Origin of the sequence: Kribbella sp. NPDC023855, assembly GCF_040639475.1 — a bacterium.
Classification (GTDB): domain Bacteria; phylum Actinomycetota; class Actinomycetes; order Propionibacteriales; family Kribbellaceae; genus Kribbella.
In genome coordinates, this window is record NZ_JBFAAA010000018.1 from 35200 (window position 1) to 53463 (window position 18264).

An 18264-nucleotide genomic window follows, 5' to 3' on the forward strand; every position below is an offset into this window, starting at 1 on the left:
CCGTACTGTCGCGGCAATTGTCAACGCTCGGGGGAGCCATGACCACGGTGCGTCACCACGCGCGGCGTGAGTTTCAGTAGCAGGGAGGGAATCGTGCGCAAGCGCAAAATATCTGCCGGGCTGTTCAGCCTGGCACTGGCGGTGACGTTCGGCCTGACGTACATGTCGGCCGGCAACGCCGCTTCGTCCAGCCAGGCAGCGGCCACCGCGGCCGACGCGGCCGCTCCGGCCGCGAACGAGGCCACGCCGGCCTCGGACGAGCTGCCCAGCCCGCTGGAGGACAAGCGCCGTGAGCTGCGTCAGGAAGCCCTGACCAAGGTCCTCAACGGCACCGCCAAGGCGGAGAAGCGCGGCGCCAGCACGGTGGTCAAGCTCGGCACCAAGACCAAGACCGCCGGTGCCAAGGGTCAGCGGACCGCCACCACCGCGGCCAAGGTCGACCAGTACGTCGAGCTGAGCCGCGAGAAGACCGACCGGATCTTCGTCGTGCTCGCCGAGTTCGGCAACGAGCGGCACCCGAACTACCCGGACAAGGACACCGCGCCCGCCATTCCTGGCCCGGCGACGTTCGAGGGACCGCTGCACAACGCGATCCCGCAGCCGGACCGTTCGGTGGACAACTCCACCGTCTGGCAGGCCGACTACAACCACCAGCACTTCCAGGACATGTACTTCGGTTCCGGCAACTCGGTGAAGAAGTACTACGAGAAGCAGTCGTCGGGCCGCTACAGCGTCGACGGCACGGTCACCGACTGGGTCAAGGTCAAGTACAACGAGGCCCGCTACGGCCGGTCCAACGGCTACCCGTGCACCGGCAACGTCTGCAACAACACCTGGGCGCTGGTCCAGGACTCGGTGAACCAGTGGGTCGCCGACCAGAAGGCGGCCGGCCGGACCACGGCGCAGATCACCGCCGAGCTGAAGACGTTCGACCAGTGGGACCGTTACGACTTCAACGGCAACGGCAACTTCAACGAGCCGGACGGCTTCATCGACCACTTCCAGATCGTCCACTCCGGTGGCGACCAGGCCGATGGTGACCCCCAGCAGGGTGAGGACGCCATCTGGTCGCACCGCTGGTACGCCGGCTTCCCCGGCGGCCCGGCCAACAACCCGGTCGGCGGCGCCCAGATCGGCGACACCGGCCTGTGGGTCGGCGACTACACGATCCAGCCGGAGAACGGCGGGATCAGCGTCTTCGCGCACGAGTTCGGCCACGACCTCGGTCTGCCGGACCACTACGACACCTCGGGGCCCGCGATCGAGAACGGCGTCAACTGGTGGACGATCATGGCGCAGAGCCGGGTCGGCAAGGCCACTGACGGCGGCATCGGCGAGCAGGCGGCCGACTTCGGCGCCTGGGACAAGCTCCAGCTCGGCTGGCTGGACTACGAGATCGTCAAGGCCGGACAGGACCGGACGATCGACCTCGGCCCGCACGAGTACAACTCGGCCAAGGCCCAGGGCATCGTGGTGACGCTGCCGAAGAAGTCGGTGGAGAGCCCGTTGCAGCCGCCGGCCAGCGGCACCAAGTCCTGGTGGAGCGGTGAGGGCGACGACTTCACCCACACGATGAACCGCCAGCTGGCCCTCCCGGCCGGTACGTCGACCCTGACGATGCAGGCCAACTGGGACATCGAGGACTGCGACACCACCGCCTGTGACTACGCCTACGTCGAGGTGAACGACGGCACCGGCTACAAGCCGATCGCCGGCTCGATCACCAACCCGGCCGAGGGCAACGGCATCGACGGCAAGAGCAACGGCTGGAAGCCGGCCACCTTCGACCTGTCGGCCTACGCCGGCAAGACGATCGGTCTGCAGCTGCGCTACACCACGGACGCGAACACCGGCGGCTTCGGCTTCCACGCGGACGACATCAAGGTGACCAACGGCGCGACCACCCTGCTCGAGTCGGGCGCGGAGGCGTCGCCGGAGGGCTGGACGCTGAACGGCTTCAGCTCGGTCGGCTCCACGCTCACCACGCTGTACGACAACTACTACCTCGCGTCGCACATCAACTACGTCTCGCAGGACAAGTACCTGCAGACCGGCCCGTACAACTTCGGCTGGGCCAGCACGCTGCCCGACAAGGTGGAGCACTTCCCGTACCAGGACGGCCTGCTGGTCTGGTACTGGGACACCTCGCAGCGCAACAACAACACCAACCAGCACCCCGGTGAGGGCCTGGTCCTGCCGGTCGACTCGCACCCGGTCCCGATCAACCGTCTCGACGGTGGCATCTGGCGCCCGCGGGTCGGTGGCTACGACGCTCCGTTCGGTCTGGAGAAGGCCGACTCGTTCACGCTGCACCTGAACGGCCAGGCCAGCTACATCCGCGGCCAGGCGGGCGTCCCGACGTTCAACGACTCCAAGACCTACTGGTTCGCCGAGCAGCCGCAGGCCGGCGTCAAGGTGCCGAACAACGGAGTCAACATCAAGGTCCTCTCGCGCGACGGCACCTCCATGAAGGTGAAGGTCTCCAAGCGCAGCTGATCTGACTCAGTACGACGAACACACCAGCGGCCCCGGGGTTTCCCGGGGCCGCTGGCCTTTGTGCTCAGCTGGTCGAGGCCAGCGCTGCTTGCATCTCGCCCATCCACTGAGCAGCCAACTGCCGGCCGTCCGGGAGCTGGTCGTCCCGGTCCCAGCGCCACGTCGTGATGATGGCCAGCATGAGGATCCGGCACGCGCGGAGCAGGTCGCGATCGACCCCTGGATAGTGGTCGCTGACCTCGGCGGGAGCATGTGCGAGGTCGAACTCGACCGGGCCGCGGCAGCAGGTTTCCAGATCGATGAACACCGGCCCGCCGACGGCATTGAGCAGGTTGCCCGGATGCGGCTCACCGTGCAGGAGCTGCTCGGCCGGCTGCCGCTCCTCGATGGCTCGCGTCATGCGTCGCAGCGTGCTGCTGAGGAGCTCCCGGTCCGCTTCGGCGAGGTCCGGGGTGTGGTCGCGGTCGGCCAGACTCTGCAGAGCCTCCTCGACCCGATCGGTGAAGCGCGGCGACCCGACGTCGACCTTCAGCATGCCGGCATGGAACTGCTCGAGCGCCCGGGCGTAGTCGGACGGCGAAACCTCACCAGTTGCTTCGTAGTATGTCCACAGCGTGACCACGAATCCGTCGAGCTCGTAGGCCCGCGGCTCGACCCGTGGATCGAGCGCGGCCACCGGGCTACCGACATCGGCGAGCCGCTGAGCCACCTCGAGCTCGAACTCGGCATTCTGCTCGTGCTTCGGCGCGACCCGCGCCAAGACATCACAGGGCAGCAGCCGCAGGGTGAGCTTGTTGGAGTTGTTGAGAATGACCGCATCATCAACCTGCAGCCCGAGCGACGAGACGAGAGAGCTTGCTGCCGCCACTGCCTGCTGAGTTTCCTTCGATCGCACAGAGAACCTCACGTCATAGAGAAACAGCCCGGGAACAACGAGTTCCCGGGCTGTTCAGTCGTGCTGGGGTCAGGCGGTGACCGCGTACGGGGTCAGGTCGCCGGCCAGGTCCGCGTGGACCCGGGCGGTGAGCCTGGTGCCGTCGGCGGTGTGTTCGAGCTGGTCCACCGCGCCTTCGGAGTGGATCCGGGACATCAGGTCGCCCCGGTCGTAGGGCAGCAGCAGGTCGACGGCGACGTCCGGGCTCGGCAGGGCTGCCTCGACCAGCGCGCGCAGCTTGTCGATGCCTTCGCCGGTGTGCGCGGACACCACGATCGCGCCGGTCTCCCGGTGCAGGATCGGCGCCAGCGCCATCGGGTCGGCCACGTCGCCCTTGTTGATCACGATGATCTCCGGGACGTCGGAGGCACCGATCTCGCTGAGCACCTCGCGGACCGCGTTGATCTGGGCGATCGGATCCGGATGCGAGCCGTCCACCACGTGCAGCAGCAGGTCGGCGTCCGCGACCTCCTCCAGCGTCGAACGGAACGCCTCGACGATGTCGTGCGGCAGGTGCCGGACGAACCCGACGGTGTCGGTGAAGGTGTAGACCCGGCCGTCGGAGGTCGTGGTACGACGCGTCGTCGGGTCCAGGGTCGCGAACAGCGCGTTCTCGACCAGCACCCCGGCGTTCGTCATCCGGTTCAGCAGCGAGGACTTGCCCGCGTTCGTGTACCCGGCGATCGCGACCGACGGGATCGAGTGCCGGCGACGCTCCTGGCGCATCGTCGAGCGGGTGCCCTTCATGTCCTTCAGCTCACGGCGCAGCTTGGAGATCTTGGTGTTGATCCGGCGCCGGTCGGTCTCGATCTTGGTTTCACCAGGACCACGACCACCGATACCGCCACCGGCCGCGCCGACCCGGCCACCGGCCTGGCGGGACAGGTTGCCACCCCAACCACGCAGGCGCTGCTTCATGTACTGCAGCTGGGCCAGCTCGACCTGGGCCTTGCCTTCCTTGCTCTTCGCGTGCTGGGCGAAGATGTCCAGGATCAGCGCGGTCCGGTCGACCACCTTGACCTTCAGCTTGTCTTCCAGGTTGCGCAGCTGGGCGGGCGCGAGCTCACCGTCGGCGATCACCGTGTCGGCGCCGAGCGCGGCGACCAGGTTGCGCAGGTCGGCCACCTTGCCGCTACCGATGAAGGTCGCGGCGTCCGGCTTCTTGCGGCGCTGGATCACCCCGTCGAGCACCTCCGAACCGGCGGTCTCGGCGAGCAGCTTCAGCTCGGCCAGCGAGTTCTCGGCGTCCTCGGCGCTGCCGTCGGTCCACACGCCGACCAGCAGCACGCGCTCCAGCAGCAGCTTGCGGTACTCGACCTCGCTGATGTCCGTCAGCTCGGTCGACATCCCGACCACGCGCCGCAGCGCCTGGCGTTCCTCGAGCTCCAGGCCCTCGGTGCTCAGCTCCTGGTCATAACCCGACGAAGTCTCCTCGTCGTCGAGCGCGTCGTCCTGGATCAGGTCGAGGTCGACGTCGGTCTCTTCGTATGCGTTCGAATGGGTCGTCATATACCTTCCATCGTGGCACGGCTCACCCCCACAGGCGACCCGATTTACCTTCCAACGACCACGCGCCGCCCCAAATTCCCGCTCAGGCGGGCAGCCAGGCCCGATCGAACTCCCCACGAGCGTGCACCACGGCCGGTCCGGTCAGTTCGAGATGATTGTCCTCACGCCAAGTGACCGAGACAACACCCCCCGGTACTACGACCCGGTACGTGACCGGCAGGCTCTGGCGGGCGGCCCGGGCGGACGCCACGGCCACGGCGCACGTGCCGGTGCCACACGAGCGGGTCTCCCCCGCGCCTCGCTCATGGACCCGCATCTCCACCTCGTTCGGGCCCTTGCGGACGACGAACTCGACGTTCACGCCGTGCGGGAAGGCCTCCAGCGGAGACCAGCCGGGCTGCTCGACCAGCCAGCCGGGCTCGGCGAGGCTGTCCACGAACGCGACGGCATGCGGGTTGCCCATGTCGACGTGCAGGGCGGGCCACTGGTGGCCGTTGGCCTCCACCACGATGCCGGCCGGGCCCGGAAAGCCCGGCTCGCCCATGTCGGCCGTGATCGTGCCGTCGTCGTTGAAGACGATCTCCTTCACACCGGCACGAGTGCCGACCCGGACCGGCTTGTCACCGGTCAGGCCGGCTTCCTGCAGGTAGCGGGCGAAGACACGGATGCCGTTGCCGCACATCTCGGCGACCGACCCGTCGGCGTTGCGGTAGTCCATGAACCAGTCGCCGCCGTCCTCGACGTACGACTGCTGGGAGCCCTCGATCACGCGCAGGACGCCGTCGGCGCCGATTCCGGCGTACCGGTCGCAGAGGAAGCGGACCAGGGCGGCGTCGAGGTCGCCGTGCACGCTCCCGTCGGGGTCGGGCAGCAACACGAAGTCGTTCTCCGTGCCGTGCCCCTTCAGCCAGGGAAAGGTGCCGGTGCTCATGGGGGAATCGTACGGTTTGCCCATGGCAGACGAACTGGTGGCGTACTTCTGGGAGCAGGAGGACGCGGAAGAGGTCGCCGAGCGGCTCGGCGGCGTCGTACGGCGCGGCCGGTTCCAGGGCGAAGACGACGATGAGGACCACCCTTGGATGGTCCTCATCGCGGCCGGCGCCGACAGCGCAGTACTGGAGACGCTCGTTGCGGAGTACGACGGCTGGCTCGACGCCGGCGATGCCGAGACACCGCCGGTCGAGCCGCCGCCGCTACCCGATGCTCCTCAGCGGCTGAAACGCGGCTAGCGCGGCCAGACCTGATGGACCGTGCCGGCCGCACCACCGCCTCGACGCTTGGGCTCGGCCGCGGCGAGATAACCACCGCCAGGCAGCACCTCCAGCGCCGCGACCGCACCGATCTCCGCGGCCGACGTGAACGCGTCACCGGCCTTGACCAGCGTGTGTCCGTAGGGCTTCAGCTGGGCGTCATAGGCATCGATGAAGGCCTGCTCGGCGGTGACGTTCGGCGTGTTCCGCTGGGACGCGCGCGGCGCGGCGACCGCCTCCGGCAGCGTCATACCCCGGTCGAGCCGGTTGGTCAGCGTCTGCAGGACAGTGGTGATGATCGTCGAACCACCCGGCGAGCCGAGCGCGAGGAGCGGCTTGCCGTGCTTGAGCACGATCGTCGGCGACATCGACGACCGCGGCCGCTTGCCGGGCTGGATCCGGTTCGGGTCCGCCGGGTCGTACACGGTCGAGAAGTCGGTCAGCTCGTTGTTCAGCAGGAAGCCACGGCCCGGAACGGTGATCCCGCTGCCGCCGGTCTGCTCGATCGTCAGCGTGTACGAGACGACGTTGCCCCACTTGTCCGCGGCGACCAGGTGGGTGGTCGACACGCCTTCCGTGTCAGGCCTTTCCTCGGTCGCGACGCTGGAAGCACAAGCGGAGTACGAACCGTCCGGCGAGCCGGCCTTCACCGGCTTGACCGCCGCCTTCGCGGGGTCGATCAAGCAGGACCGCTCGGCACCGAATCCCTTCGACAGCAGCTCCTTGGTCGGCACGTTCACGAATGCCGGGTCGCCGACGTACGCGGCCCGATCGGCGAACGACAGCGCCGACGCTTCGAGGTAGGTGTGCAACGCCTGCGGGGTGCTCTGCTTCGAGATCTGCTGCGGCGTGAGGATGTTGAGCGCCTCGCCGACCGTCGTACCGCCCGAGGAGGACGGCGCCATCCCGTAGACGTCGAGGCCGTCGTACCGGACCTTCGTCGGATCCTGCCTGAGCACCTTGTACTTCGCCAGGTCGGCCGTCGTCAGGTAGCCGGGCATCACCGGCAGAGTGGTGCCCGGAGCCTTCGGCGGAGTCTTGACCGCCGACTCGATCTCCTTGGCCAGCGGGCCGGTGTAGAAGGCGGACGGGCCCTGCTTGGCGATCAGCTCGTAGGTCTTGGCGAGCTCGTTGTTCTGGAAGACCGACCCGACGACGGGCGCGTCACCGTTCGGCAGGAACAGCTTCGCGGTCGGCGTGATCGCCGAGAAGCGCGTCTTGTTGTCGAGCGTCTGGCTGCGGAAGGTCTGGTCGACCACGAAGCCGCGGTCGGCCAGCCGGGCGGCCGGCTTCAGCGCCTTGCCCAGCGACAGCGTGCCCCAGGAGGCCAGCGCCGCGTCCCAGGTCGCCAGCGTGCCGGGAACGCCGACCGAGACGCCGGAGGTGACCAGGTCGGGCGTGAACGTGTACGGCTTGCCCGTCGCCGGGTTGATGAAGGCGTCGTTCGGCATCGTCGCGGGCGCGGTCTCGCGGCCGTCGATCGTGTAGACCTTGCGGTTCTTGGCGCTGTAGTAGACGAAGTAGCCGCCACCGCCGATGCCGGCGGAGTACGGCTCGGTCACGCCGAGCGCGGCGGCGGTCGCGACTGCCGCGTCGACGGCGTTGCCGCCACGGCGCAGTACGGACAGGCCGATGTTGGTGGCGTCGGGGTCGACGGACGCGACGGCGCCACCGAAGCCGATCGCGGTGGCGTGCTTGGCGGGTGGCCGCGGGGCGCGGGTACCGGTCTGCGTCTCGCTCTGGGTGGCGGTCGCAGCCGTTGCGGTGCTCGCGGTCAAGCCGGCCAGGACGAGCGCACCCGCTGTCAGGGTGGCGGCCAGGCGTTTCGAGGTCACGGGTCCTCCGCTGAGTCGGCGTACAGGGACAGGCCCCTGCCTACCTGCTCAACGGCGACTGCGCCAGTTCTGGCGCGTCAGGAACCTCAGTTGACCTGGCAGGACCCCATGAAGCGGCGCAGCAGCTCCTCGTTCCAGTCCTTGTTGCCGGCCGGCAACTGGACCAGGAGCCAGCGCTCCCCGAGCAGTACCTGGCCGGCCTCACGGCCGTCCGTGGTGCCGAAGTGGAACACCTTCCCGGACTCCTTGGTCGCCCTGGTGGCCTCCAGGCTTCGTGCCTCCGGCAGAGCCCGCAACTCCAGTCCACTGCCCGGCTTGAGGTCGGCGGTCCGCACGTTCGGCGGCATCAGCAGGACGTGGTCCCCGCTGGTCGCCCGTTGCGCGGCCCAGCCTTGCGGGGCGAGCGAGCAGTCGATGTTGCTCCAGGTCTCCTTGTTGGCGACCAGCGAGACGGCGCCGGCGGAGTACATGGTGTAGGTGTCCCCGGTCTGCGGGCTCGGGCCGGCGGACATCGGGGTGGCAACGGCCTCAGGCTCTGATCCGGCGGCTGCCGTTGGAGTCTCCTCAGACCCACCTGCCACCTGCGCGTTGCCTGGGTCCCACCAGTTGGTCTGGTTGCCCACGGCGAGCACGGCGGCCGTCGCGGCAGCGATGCACAGCACGCCGGTGACCCGGCGGCGCGCCCTGATCCGGCGCAGCGCGCGACGGCCCCGCGCCACGTCCGCATCCATGTCCGCCGGCGGCAGGCCGTCGACCGCACGGTCGGCGAACTCCGTCAGCAGAGCCTTCACGTCGTCCACTTCTCAGCTACTCCCCGTCGCGGGATCCGTGGCCGGATCCTCGACCATCAAGTCCTTCAGTCGTTTCAGCGCTTTCGCGGTCTGGCTCTTCACGGTGCCCTCGGTGCAGTCCAGGATCCGGGCGCAACTGGCCACGTCGAGATCCTCGAAGTACCTCAGCACCAGGACGGCCCGCTGCCGCGGCGCGAGCTCCAGCAGCGCCTTGCGGACGGCCAGCGTGTCCACCGGATCCGTCTGCTCGGACAGCCTCGGCTCGAACGTCTCGGCAGTCACCACCTCAGGGTGGCGGCCGGCCCGGCGGCGTTCGTCCAGGAAGGCGTTGACCAGGATGCGGTGCGCATACGGTCCGGCGCCCTCGTGCCGGATCCGGTGCCAGTGCACGTACACGCGCGTGCAGGCGGTCTGGACCAGATCCTCGGCGGTGTGCACATCCCCCGCGGTGAGCAGCATCGCCGTTCTCATCAGCCTGGTGCGATCCGCGACCAGGTACTCGCGGAACTCGGTCTCCCGGTCACCCCCTCGCATCCACAGCCCCCAGGCCTGCTTCCACCTCGACTACGTTCTCGGGGGCGTTTTGGTTGCCTCGTACTACGGACAACGCGCGGTCCACCAGATCCGGGGCATCCCAAGGCAGCCAGGTGATCCGCGGGTCCTTGCGGAACCAGGAGTCCTGCCGCCGGGCGAACCTGCGGGTCGCCTGAGCCGTCCGCTCCCGCGCCTCGGTCTCGGACAGCTCGCCGCGCAGCAACGCGATCACCTGCGAGTAGCCGAGCGCCCGGTTCGCCGTACGGCCCTCCAGCAAACCCTTGCCCAGCAGGTCTTCCACCTCGGCGACGAAGCCCTGCTCGAACATCCGGTCCACCCGGCGATCGATCCGCTCGTCGAGAACCGGCCGCGGTACGTCGAGTCCGAGCTGGACGGCTCCCGGGTAGACATAGCGATGCTCGGGCAGCGTCGCGACGTACGGGCCGCCGGTGATCTCGATGACCTCGAGCGCGCGCACGATCCGCCGGCCGTTGCTCGGCAGGATCTGCTCGGCCGCGGCGGGATCGACCTCGGCCAGGCGCGCGTGCAGGGCACCCGACCCGCGCTCCTCGAGCTCGGCCTCCAACCGCTCCCGTACTGCGGGGTCGGTGCCCGGGAAGGCGAAGTCGTCCAGGATCGCGCGGACGTAGAGCGCCGACCCGCCGGCCAGTACCGGGGTCACCTGACGTCCCAGGCAGTCGTCGATTGCGGTCCTGGCCAGTTCCTGGAACTCGGCCACCGTGGCGGTCTGGGTCACGTCCAGGATGTCGAGCAGATGGTGCGGTACGCCGGCCCGCTCGGCCGGGGTGATCTTGGCGGTGCCGACGTCCATCCCGCGGTAGACCTGCATCGCGTCGGCGTTCACCACCTCGCCGGGCAACTGCTTGCACAAAGCAACCGACAGGTCGGACTTCCCGGCCGCCGTGGGACCGACGACGGCGACGACCAGTGACTCGACCATCTCCTTAGTGTGACAGTGCCGCCCGGGCCGGACGCCGGGTGGCGTGAACTCTGGGACAAAGAACACCGGCCGGGCTTGTGGTGACCCCCTGAGTTCGGTAGGAACAGGGGCAAGAGTTACGGTCCGGACCGCATTGGCGATTCGGGGGGCCGAAACACATCGCAGCAGCACCGACTCGGGAGGAACATTCCGTGACGAATCAGTTCGAAGAAGGCACCGACGCCGCCAAGGACGCCGTTGACCAGGCCGACAGCACGGCCGAAGGACTCAAGCGCAGCGGCGGCGACGTCGAGGCGCCGGGCGACGGCGGCACCGACTCCGGCGGCGACGTCGAGTCCGGCGGTGACGTGGAGTCGGGTGGCGACGTGGAAAGCGGTGGCGACGTCGAGGGCGGGACCACCGGCGACGGAAGCTGATCACCTCCCACACCTGGGGCCCCGTTGGTGGGAAGATCACCGCTAGCTGTCTGTAAGTAGTTCACTACGCTAGGAATGGGAGCCCCCGAGATGGGCATCTTCGACAAGTTCAAGGGCAAGGCCGAGGACCTCAAGGACAAGGCCGGGGACCTGGTCGACCAGCACGGCGACAAGGTCGGCGGAGGACTCGACAAGGCCGGCGACTTCGTTGACGAGAAGACCGGCGGCAAGTACGGCGACAAGATCGACCAGGGTGTCGACGTCGCCAAGGACCGTCTCGACGGTCTGGACGGGCAGGACGACGACATCGCGAACAACCCGAACAAGCCCGCCTGAGCTTCACACCCGAGGGCCGCAAGGGAACTCCCCCTTGCGGCCCTCGGTCTTTGCTGTCGGCGATCACCCCTAGGGTTGGCCGACATGGACCGGTTTCAGGTGATACCCGCTGCCTATGTGGCCTTGCGGCGCGGCGACCAGGTGCTGTTGCTGCTCCGGGCCGGCACCGGCTACATGGACGGCTTCTGGGCGGTGCCGGCCGGGCACGTCGAGAAGGACGAGTCCGTGCTGGCGGCGGCGATCCGCGAGGTCCGCGAGGAGGTCGGGGTGGAGATCGACCCGGCCGATCTGACTCCGGTCACCGCGATGCACCGAACCGGCGGCAACGGGCTGCCGATCGACGAGCGGGTCGACTTCTTCTTCACCGCCACCCGCTGGACGGGTGAGCCCCGGCTGATGGAGCCCGGCAAGGCATCCGGGCTCGGCTGGTTCTCGCTGGACGAGCTGCCGGATCCCGTCGTACCGCATGAGTTGCGGGTGCTGACCGGCCTGCGGGACGGCAGCATCCCGCCGGTGATCGCCCACGGTTTCCGGTAGTTCTCCTGGTGTTCACAGGGCGAGGTGGTTGCGGGCCTAGAGTGCCGACGACGCGCCGGGGCGGTGAGGCACCCGGCGGTTCGAGGCCGGAGGCACCATGGGCACGCAGTACGACGGCACGAGCAGGCGGCGGGTTCTTCAGGCGGGAGTCCTCGGAGCGGGCGCGGCCGTCGGAACCGCGGTGACCGGCGTACCGGCTGCTTCTGCCGCTGGTACTCACTCCGGTGGCCGGCCGGATCCGGAGAATCCGCGGTTCACGCTGGCCGTCGTACCGGACACGCAGTACCTGTTCGATCTCGATCGTGGGGACGCGGCGCCCTTGACCGCGACCTTCGAGTACCTGGTCGAGCGGCGCGGGGTGGACAACATCGTCTTCACCGCACACCTGGGTGACGTGGTCGAGAACGCGCAGGCGAGTGAGTTCGCGCAGGCCGACCCGGTGTTCGCGGTACTGGACCGGGCCCGGATGCCGTACAGCGTGCTGGCCGGCAACCACGACATCGACGCGAGCAAGGACGACCAGCGCGGCGATTCGGCGTACCTGCGGGTGTTCGGGCCGCAGCGGTTCCGGCGGATGAGCACGTACGGCGGGTCGACGCCGGACGGGTACAACTCGTACCACGTGTTCCGGGCCGGCGGCCGGCAGTGGTTGCTCCTGGCAATGGACTGGCGCCCGTCCGATGCGGGCTTCGCCTGGGCCCGGAAGGTGATCGCGCAGCACCCGCGACTGCCGGTGATCCTGACCATCCACGATCTCGTGCACGCCGACGACGGGGACGGCGTCGCGCGGTTCTCCGAGCACGGCGACCGGGTCTGGAAACAACTTGTCGAAGGCAACGACCAGATCTTCCTCACCCTCAACGGCCACTTCTGGCCGTCCGGCCGGACGGTCCGCACGAACGCCGCCGGCCACGACGTCCACCTGCACGTCACCAACTACCAGGACCGGTACTACGGCGGTGCCGGGATGGTCCGCCTCTACCACTTCGACCTGGCCCGCGACACGATCGACGTCGAGACGATCAACCCGTGGATCCTGGCGCAGAACCCGGCCCGGCGCAGCCCGCTGGCCGAGGGCGAGATCGAGCTCACCGGCGATGTCGACCGGTTCAGCGTGCCGATCGACTTCACCGCCCGCTTCGCCGGTTTCGCCCCGGAGCCGTTGAGGCCGGCTCGTCCGGCACAAGAGCTGGTGATCCCGGGGACCGTCGCCTACTGGCGCCTGGACGGACCGGTCGGCTCCCGGGTCGTGGACCACTCGGGGCGCGGCAACGACCTGACTCCTGTGCTGCTGTCCGGCTCCCCCGCCGACAGCCTCCGGGCCAGCGCCGAGCACCACCCGGATCAGCCGGGCCACGCGAGCTGGGTGTTCGGTGGTCGCAAGAACCCGGCTCGCGGTGGCTACCTGCGGACGGCCGACAACGCACCGCTGAACCGGCTCACCTTTCAAGGGGGCTACACCATCGAGGCTTTCGTGAAGCTGGCCGACGACGGGCTCGACCACGCGTGGGAGGGGCTGCTCAGTCGGCTCGGCACGGGAGCCGATGCGGGCAAGACCGGCGGCGACACGTCGGAGCCGGTCGTCAATCTCGCATTCTCCGGTGGGCGGCAGCTGCAGTGGGCTGTCTATCCGCTCGACCAGAACGACACCTTCACCAACTGGGGCCACGAGGAGATCGCGGGTCGGTGGCTCCATCTCGCGGTGGTCAACGACGGGCGCCGTACGACGCTCTACATCGACTCGTCAGAGCTGCTCCGCAACCCGGCGACGCGGTCGAACGGGCTCGCGACCACCGGTGCTCCGTGGCTGCTGGGCGCCAACCACTACGCCAACACGATCGAGCAGACCTTCGCCGGCCACATCGGCGAACTCCGCATAGTCGACCGCGCCCTCTCCCCCAAGCAGTTCCTCAACGCGTGAGCAGGTGCGAGCGGATCAGGTCGGCCTGAGCCGGGAGTAGCGCTTTCTCGGCCGGAGTGAGGGTGGTGTTGGCGGCGCGTGCGGCGAGGGCGGCGTCCAGACCGGGAGTCGGGTCGATGGAGTTGGCGAGGTAGGTCGACAGCGACTCTCGGAGCAAGCCGGACAGGGAAGCGAAGGCCGGGTCGAGGGCTACCTGGGCGAAGATGACCGCGGTCATCGCGATGTCGAACTCCGCGGTGCCCTCGGTCGCGTTGCGCCAGTCGATGACGACCGGGCCGGCAGCGGTCAGGATGACGTTCTCGGGGTGCAGGTCGCCGTGGACGACGACCTGACCCGGTGTGCCGCTCGGCGCGGGGATGGCGTGCAGACGGCGGTGCAGGTCGGCGTGCATCAGGCCGAGTTCCGCGGGTGAGAGGTCACCGGCGATCCCGGCTTCGGCGACGGTCGGACCGGTCAGGCGCTCGATCACCATGTCCGGCCCCTCGACCTGACGGACGGCCGGGACCGGGTAGTCGTACCTCGCCACCCAGCGCATGTACTCCGCTTCGTCCCGCACCGGATGCCCGTTGCGGTACCGCCGCAGTACCCAGCGCTCATCGACCGAGTACACGTCCGCATCCCGCCCAGCCGCAAACGGCTCGGCTCCCTCCGGGATCAGCCAACCGGCCCCGGCATCGGAGCTCGCATCAGACGTCGAGCCCAAGTCAGTTGACCTGGCAGCCGCCGGTTGCCGGCTCCAGCGGGGCTGGCTTACCAAGAGCGGGCATGCCGAGCATGACGCCGGGTGCGCCGACAGCGGCTGGGGCGTCTTGGGCTCGTTCCCAGGCGTCGCCGGCGCGCGTACGGCGTACTGAGCCGAAGACGTCCGCGACCAGGTGGTGTGGCGCCGCGTAGGTGACCTCGACGGTTGCCATGTCGCCCGGCCGGGGCCGCTCGACTCCTTCGGGCAGCGCGAAGTGGACGAGGCGGTTGTCGCGGGCGCGGCCGGACAAGCGGTGGGTCGCGGCGTCCTTGCGCCCCTCCCCCTCGGCGACCAGCACCTCGACGGAACGGCCGACGATCAACTTGTTCTCCGCCCACGCCATGTCGTCCTGCAGCGCGACCAGCCGCTCGTAGCGCTCCTGAACGACCTCACGCGGCACCTGGTCTTCCATCGACTCGGCCGGCGTACCGGGCCGCTTCGAGTACTGGAAGGTGAAGGCGCCGGCGAACCGCGCCTGGCGGACCACGTCGAGCGTGCCCTGGAAGTCCTCCTCGGTCTCACCGGGGAAGCCGACGATGATGTCGGTGGTGATCGCGGCGTCCGGCATCGCGGCGCGGACGTCGTCGATGATCTTCAGGTAGCGGTCGCGGCGGTAGGACCGGCGCATCGTCTTGAGGATCTGGTCGGAGCCCGACTGCAGCGGCATGTGCAGCGACGGCATCACGTTCGGGGTCTCGGCCATCGCCTCGATCACGTCCGCGGTGAAGTCGCGCGGGTGCGGCGAGGTGAACCGGACCCGCTCCAGGCCCTCGATCGCACCGCAGGCCCGGAGCAGCTTGGAGAACGCGTACCGGTCGCCGAACTCGACCCCGTAGGAGTTCACGTTCTGGCCCAGCAGCGTCACCTCGAGCACGCCCTCGGCGACCAGCGCCTCGACCTCGGCGAGCACGTCACCGGGCCGGCGGTCCTTCTCCCGGCCGCGCAGCGCGGGCACGATGCAGAACGTGCAGGTGTTGTTGCAGCCGACACTGACCGACACCCAGGCGGAGTACGGCGACTCACGGCGGGTCGGCAGCGTGGACGGGAAGACGTCGAGCGACTCGAGGATCTCGACCTGCGACTCCTCGGCGATCCGGGCCCGCTCCAGCAGCACCGGCAGCGAGCCGATGTTGTGGGTGCCGAAGACGACGTCCACCCAGGGCGCCTTCTTGGTGATGGTGGCCTTGTCCTTCTGCGCCAGGCAGCCGCCGACGGCGATCTGCATCCCCGGCTTCTTCGCCTTCACCGGCGCCAGGTGCCCGAGGTTGCCGTAGAGCTTGTTGTCGGCGTTCTCGCGCACGGCGCAGGTGTTGAAGACCACGACGTCGGCCTGGTCCCCCTCGGGCGCACGGACATAGCCCGCGTCCTCCAGCAGCCCGCGCAGGCGCTCGGAGTCGTGGACGTTCATCTGGCACCCATAGGTGCGGACTTCATAGGTACGCATAACAGCCACCAAGCGTACGTCAGTTCCGGCGCGTCCTTGGTGGAGGTAGCTCCACCCCCTGGAGGGCGGCTGCAACCCCTGACCGCGGGCCCGCCGTCGACAACAGTGAGAGTCATGAACAGTTCCCGTCGTCAGTTCCTCGCCCGTACCGCCGCCGGAGCCGCAGTAGTGGCCGGTGGCGCCTTCGCCTCAACGCCCGCCTCGGCGTTCGTCAAGCCGCTCGCGGCCATCGGCACGACCCGGATCACCGCGCTGACCGGCGTCACGGTCATCGACGTCGCGAACGGCCGGCGCCATCGGCACCAGACCGTGCTGATCAGCGGCGACCGGATCATCGGCGTCGGCCGGCACCTGCCGGTACCGCGCGGCGCCGTCGAGCTCCACCTGCCCGGCAAGTTCGTCATCCCCGGCCTGGCCGACATGCACCTGCACTCCCTCGGTGACGAGCGCGTGACGCCGCAGCTGTGCCTGGCCAACGGGGTGACCATGGTCCGCGAGATGGCCGCGCCGGACCCGGTGGTCTACGACTGGCGGGACCGGATCGAGGCCGGCACGTTGCTCGGCCCGCGGATGATCGTCGCCAGTCAGATCATCGACGGCGACCCGACCCTGTGGGATCCGAACCTGCTCCACGTGCTCGTCGTCCAGGACGAGGCGAGCGCGCGGGCCGCGGTACGGCAGGTGAAGAAGGAGGGTGCGGACTTCGTCAAGGTGTACTCGCGACTGGGCCCAGCGGCGTACCGGGCGCTGCTGGACGAGGCGCGGCGGCAGCAGTTGACCGTGCACGGCCACGGACCGGACCAGGTTTCGGTCAAGGAGGTCAGCAACGCCGGTCAGCGCAGCATCGAGCACATCCACGCGCTCGCCGTGGCCGTGTCGAGCCGGGAGTCCGAGGTACGCCGGATGATGCAGGCGATCTCGGTCCGGACCGGCGACTACAACAGCTGGTTCCGGCAGATGCACCCGATCGAGTGGCTGGCGGCGAACACGTTCAGCCGGTCCCGCGCAGCCGACGTCTTCGGCACGTTGCGGCGCAACCGGACCCGGGTCACCCCCACCCTGACCATGCACAACGTGCTCGACCTGCCCGACCACACCGCGCCGGACCCGGCGACGCTGAAGTACCTGAGCGCGGACTCGCTGGGCACCTTCGAGTACGTGATCGAGCAGCTCTACAAGGCCAACCGGAGCCCCGAGGAGATTTCTCGCCAGCGCCAGATGTGGGAGTACCGGCAGCGCTTCGTCCGCGAACTCTTCGCCCACGGCGTGCCCGTCCTGGCCGGCACGGACACCGGTACGCCGTACATGGTGCCCGGCTTCGCCCTGCACGACGAGCTCGAACTGCTGGTCAAGGCCGGCGCCACCACCCAGCAGGCCCTGTACTCCGCCACTGCCGAGCCGGCCCGTTTCCTCGGGATGAGCGCCGACCTGGGCTCGGTGGAGTCGCGCAAGATCGCCGACCTCGTCGTACTGGACGGGGATCCGTTGCGGGACATCACCAACACGCGGCGAATCCACACCGTGGTCACCCGGGGCCGGATCATCTCCCCGGCCGTGCGGGACCGCATGCTCGCCGACGTGGAGGCAGCCGTCAAGAGCACCTCGACGGCAGCCGGTCTGGCTGCAGGTGGCTGCTGCGGAACGGGCCGTCCCGGACACTAACGGCCAACATCGAGCAGACTGTGACCGCACGGTCACGGCCTGCTCGGCGAGATAGCAGATCGTTACCACCGTGGAACCGGGGATCCGTGCAGTCACCCCCAGCCTCCGCTAGGTTCTCGCCATGAGCGAAACCTCTGCCGTCGACACCGTGACGACCACAGGTCTTGTCGCCCTGACAGGTGTGAACAAGCACTTCGGCGACCTGCACGTGCTGAAGGACATCAACCTGTCCATCAACCGGGGCGAGGTCGTGGTCGTGATCGGCCCGTCGGGGTCGGGCAAGTCCACCCTGTGCCGGGCGATCAACCGGCTCGAGCCGATCGACTCCGGCACCATCACGCTGGACGGCCAGCCGCTGCCCAGCGAGGGCAAGGCGCTGGCCCGGCTGCGCGCCGACGTCGGCATGGTGTTCCAGTCGTTCAACCTGTTCGCGCACAAGACGATCCTGCAGAACGTCACACTCGGCCCGCTGAAGGTCCGCAAGACCGACCCCAAGGCCGCCGAGCAGCGGGCGATGGAACTGCTCGAGCGGGTCGGGGTGGCCAACCAGGCCTCGAAGTACCCGGCCCAGCTGTCCGGCGGTCAGCAGCAGCGGGTCGCGATCGCGCGGGCCCTGGCGATGGAACCGAAGGTCATCCTGTTCGACGAGCCGACCTCGGCACTCGACCCGGAGATGATCCAGGAGGTCCTCGAGGTGATGATCGACCTGGCCAAGCAGAACATGACGATGGTCGTGGTCACCCACGAGATGGGGTTCGCGCGCAGCGCGGCCAACCGGGTGGTGTTCATGGCCGACGGCGAGATCGTCGAGGAGGCCACCCCCGAGACCTTCTTCACCAACCCGACCTCCCGGCGTGCGCAGGACTTCCTCGGGAAGATCCTCAAGCACTGACGAG

General features: G+C 68.8%; 17 protein-coding genes. 8 read left to right on the plus strand and 9 right to left on the minus strand.

Annotated elements, in window-relative coordinates:
• The first annotated feature begins 93 nt into the window (after positions 1-93).
• On the plus strand, positions 94-2496 hold the full coding sequence (locus AB0F51_RS36825; RefSeq protein WP_360287946.1) for an immune inhibitor A domain-containing protein: 2403 nt from the start codon (positions 94-96) through the stop codon (positions 2494-2496).
• A gap of 64 nt (positions 2497-2560) precedes the next feature.
• Here AB0F51_RS36825 and AB0F51_RS36830 read toward each other — a convergent pair whose 3' ends face one another.
• The 3 genes from AB0F51_RS36830 to dapF form a co-directional block, all read right to left on the minus strand.
• On the minus strand, positions 2561-3391 hold the full coding sequence (locus tag AB0F51_RS36830; RefSeq protein WP_360287948.1) for an aminoglycoside phosphotransferase family protein: 831 nt from the start codon (positions 3389-3391) through the stop codon (positions 2561-2563).
• 69 nt (positions 3392-3460) lie between these two features.
• Complete coding sequence (hflX, locus tag AB0F51_RS36835; protein WP_360287950.1) at positions 3461-4939, minus strand: GTPase HflX; 1479 nt, start codon at positions 4937-4939, stop codon at positions 3461-3463.
• An 82-nt stretch (positions 4940-5021) separates the two neighbouring features.
• Positions 5022-5870: a diaminopimelate epimerase gene (dapF, locus tag AB0F51_RS36840; RefSeq protein WP_360287952.1), complete on the minus strand. Its 849-nt coding sequence runs from the start codon at positions 5868-5870 to the stop codon at positions 5022-5024.
• A 22-nt stretch (positions 5871-5892) separates the two neighbouring features.
• On the opposite strand from dapF, the gene AB0F51_RS36845 reads away from it, so the two are divergent.
• Complete coding sequence (locus AB0F51_RS36845; protein WP_360287954.1) at positions 5893-6168, plus strand: hypothetical protein; 276 nt, start codon at positions 5893-5895, stop codon at positions 6166-6168.
• Here AB0F51_RS36845 and ggt read toward each other — a convergent pair.
• The 4 genes from ggt to miaA all read right to left on the minus strand — a co-directional run bounded on the left by ggt (position 6165) and on the right by miaA (position 10310).
• The gene (ggt, locus tag AB0F51_RS36850) at positions 6165-8024 is read right to left on the minus strand and encodes a gamma-glutamyltransferase (protein WP_360287956.1); all 1860 of its coding nucleotides are present in this window, start codon (positions 8022-8024) and stop codon (positions 6165-6167) included. The two genes, AB0F51_RS36845 and ggt, sit on opposite strands and share 4 nt — an antisense overlap.
• Positions 8025-8110: 86 nt before the next feature.
• The gene (locus AB0F51_RS36855; RefSeq protein WP_360287958.1) at positions 8111-8824 is read right to left on the minus strand and encodes a hypothetical protein; all 714 of its coding nucleotides are present in this window, start codon (positions 8822-8824) and stop codon (positions 8111-8113) included.
• Positions 8825-8827: 3 nt separating this feature from the next.
• Positions 8828-9349 carry a SigE family RNA polymerase sigma factor gene (locus AB0F51_RS36860; protein ID WP_360287960.1) on the minus strand — a complete coding sequence of 174 codons (522 nt, stop codon included), beginning with the start codon at positions 9347-9349 and terminating at the stop codon, positions 8828-8830.
• Positions 9336-10310 carry a tRNA (adenosine(37)-N6)-dimethylallyltransferase MiaA gene (gene miaA / locus AB0F51_RS36865; RefSeq protein WP_360287961.1) on the minus strand — a complete coding sequence of 325 codons (975 nt, stop codon included), beginning with the start codon at positions 10308-10310 and terminating at the stop codon, positions 9336-9338. Before miaA ends, AB0F51_RS36860 begins: the two co-directional genes overlap by 14 nt.
• A gap of 191 nt (positions 10311-10501) precedes the next feature.
• Between miaA and AB0F51_RS36870 the strand changes: the two genes are divergently transcribed.
• The 4 genes from AB0F51_RS36870 (at position 10502) to AB0F51_RS36885 (ending at position 13520) form a co-directional block, all read left to right on the plus strand.
• Entirely contained in the window at positions 10502-10726 is a 225-nt protein-coding gene (locus AB0F51_RS36870) for a hypothetical protein (RefSeq protein WP_360287963.1), read from the plus strand.
• Positions 10727-10816: 90 nt separating this feature from the next.
• Positions 10817-11062, plus strand: coding sequence for an antitoxin (locus tag AB0F51_RS36875; protein ID WP_360288092.1), 246 nt, complete (start codon positions 10817-10819; stop codon positions 11060-11062).
• Positions 11063-11146: 84 nt separating this feature from the next.
• Complete coding sequence (locus tag AB0F51_RS36880; protein WP_360287965.1) at positions 11147-11599, plus strand: NUDIX domain-containing protein; 453 nt, start codon at positions 11147-11149, stop codon at positions 11597-11599.
• Between the two features lie 97 nt (positions 11600-11696).
• Positions 11697-13520, plus strand: a complete 1824-nt coding sequence (locus tag AB0F51_RS36885; RefSeq protein WP_360287967.1) for a LamG-like jellyroll fold domain-containing protein — start codon at positions 11697-11699, stop codon at positions 13518-13520.
• On the opposite strand, the gene AB0F51_RS36890 is transcribed toward AB0F51_RS36885, so the two are convergent.
• Positions 13510-14223 (minus strand): phosphotransferase, encoded by a 714-nt coding sequence (locus AB0F51_RS36890; RefSeq protein ID WP_360287969.1) that lies wholly within the window; start codon positions 14221-14223, stop codon positions 13510-13512. The two genes, AB0F51_RS36885 and AB0F51_RS36890, sit on opposite strands and share 11 nt — an antisense overlap.
• A gap of 1 nt (position 14224) precedes the next feature.
• Positions 14225-15706, minus strand: a complete 1482-nt coding sequence (gene miaB, locus AB0F51_RS36895; protein WP_360287971.1) for a tRNA (N6-isopentenyl adenosine(37)-C2)-methylthiotransferase MiaB — start codon at positions 15704-15706, stop codon at positions 14225-14227.
• A gap of 114 nt (positions 15707-15820) precedes the next feature.
• Here miaB and AB0F51_RS36900 point away from each other — a divergent pair, with 114 nt between their 5' ends.
• Both AB0F51_RS36900 and AB0F51_RS36905 read left to right on the plus strand, forming a co-directional pair.
• Complete coding sequence (locus tag AB0F51_RS36900) at positions 15821-17368, plus strand: amidohydrolase family protein (protein ID WP_360287973.1); 1548 nt, start codon at positions 15821-15823, stop codon at positions 17366-17368.
• Between the two features lie 121 nt (positions 17369-17489).
• On the plus strand, positions 17490-18260 hold the full coding sequence (locus tag AB0F51_RS36905) for an amino acid ABC transporter ATP-binding protein (RefSeq protein ID WP_360287975.1): 771 nt from the start codon (positions 17490-17492) through the stop codon (positions 18258-18260).
• The last annotated feature ends 4 nt before the right edge of the window (positions 18261-18264 follow it).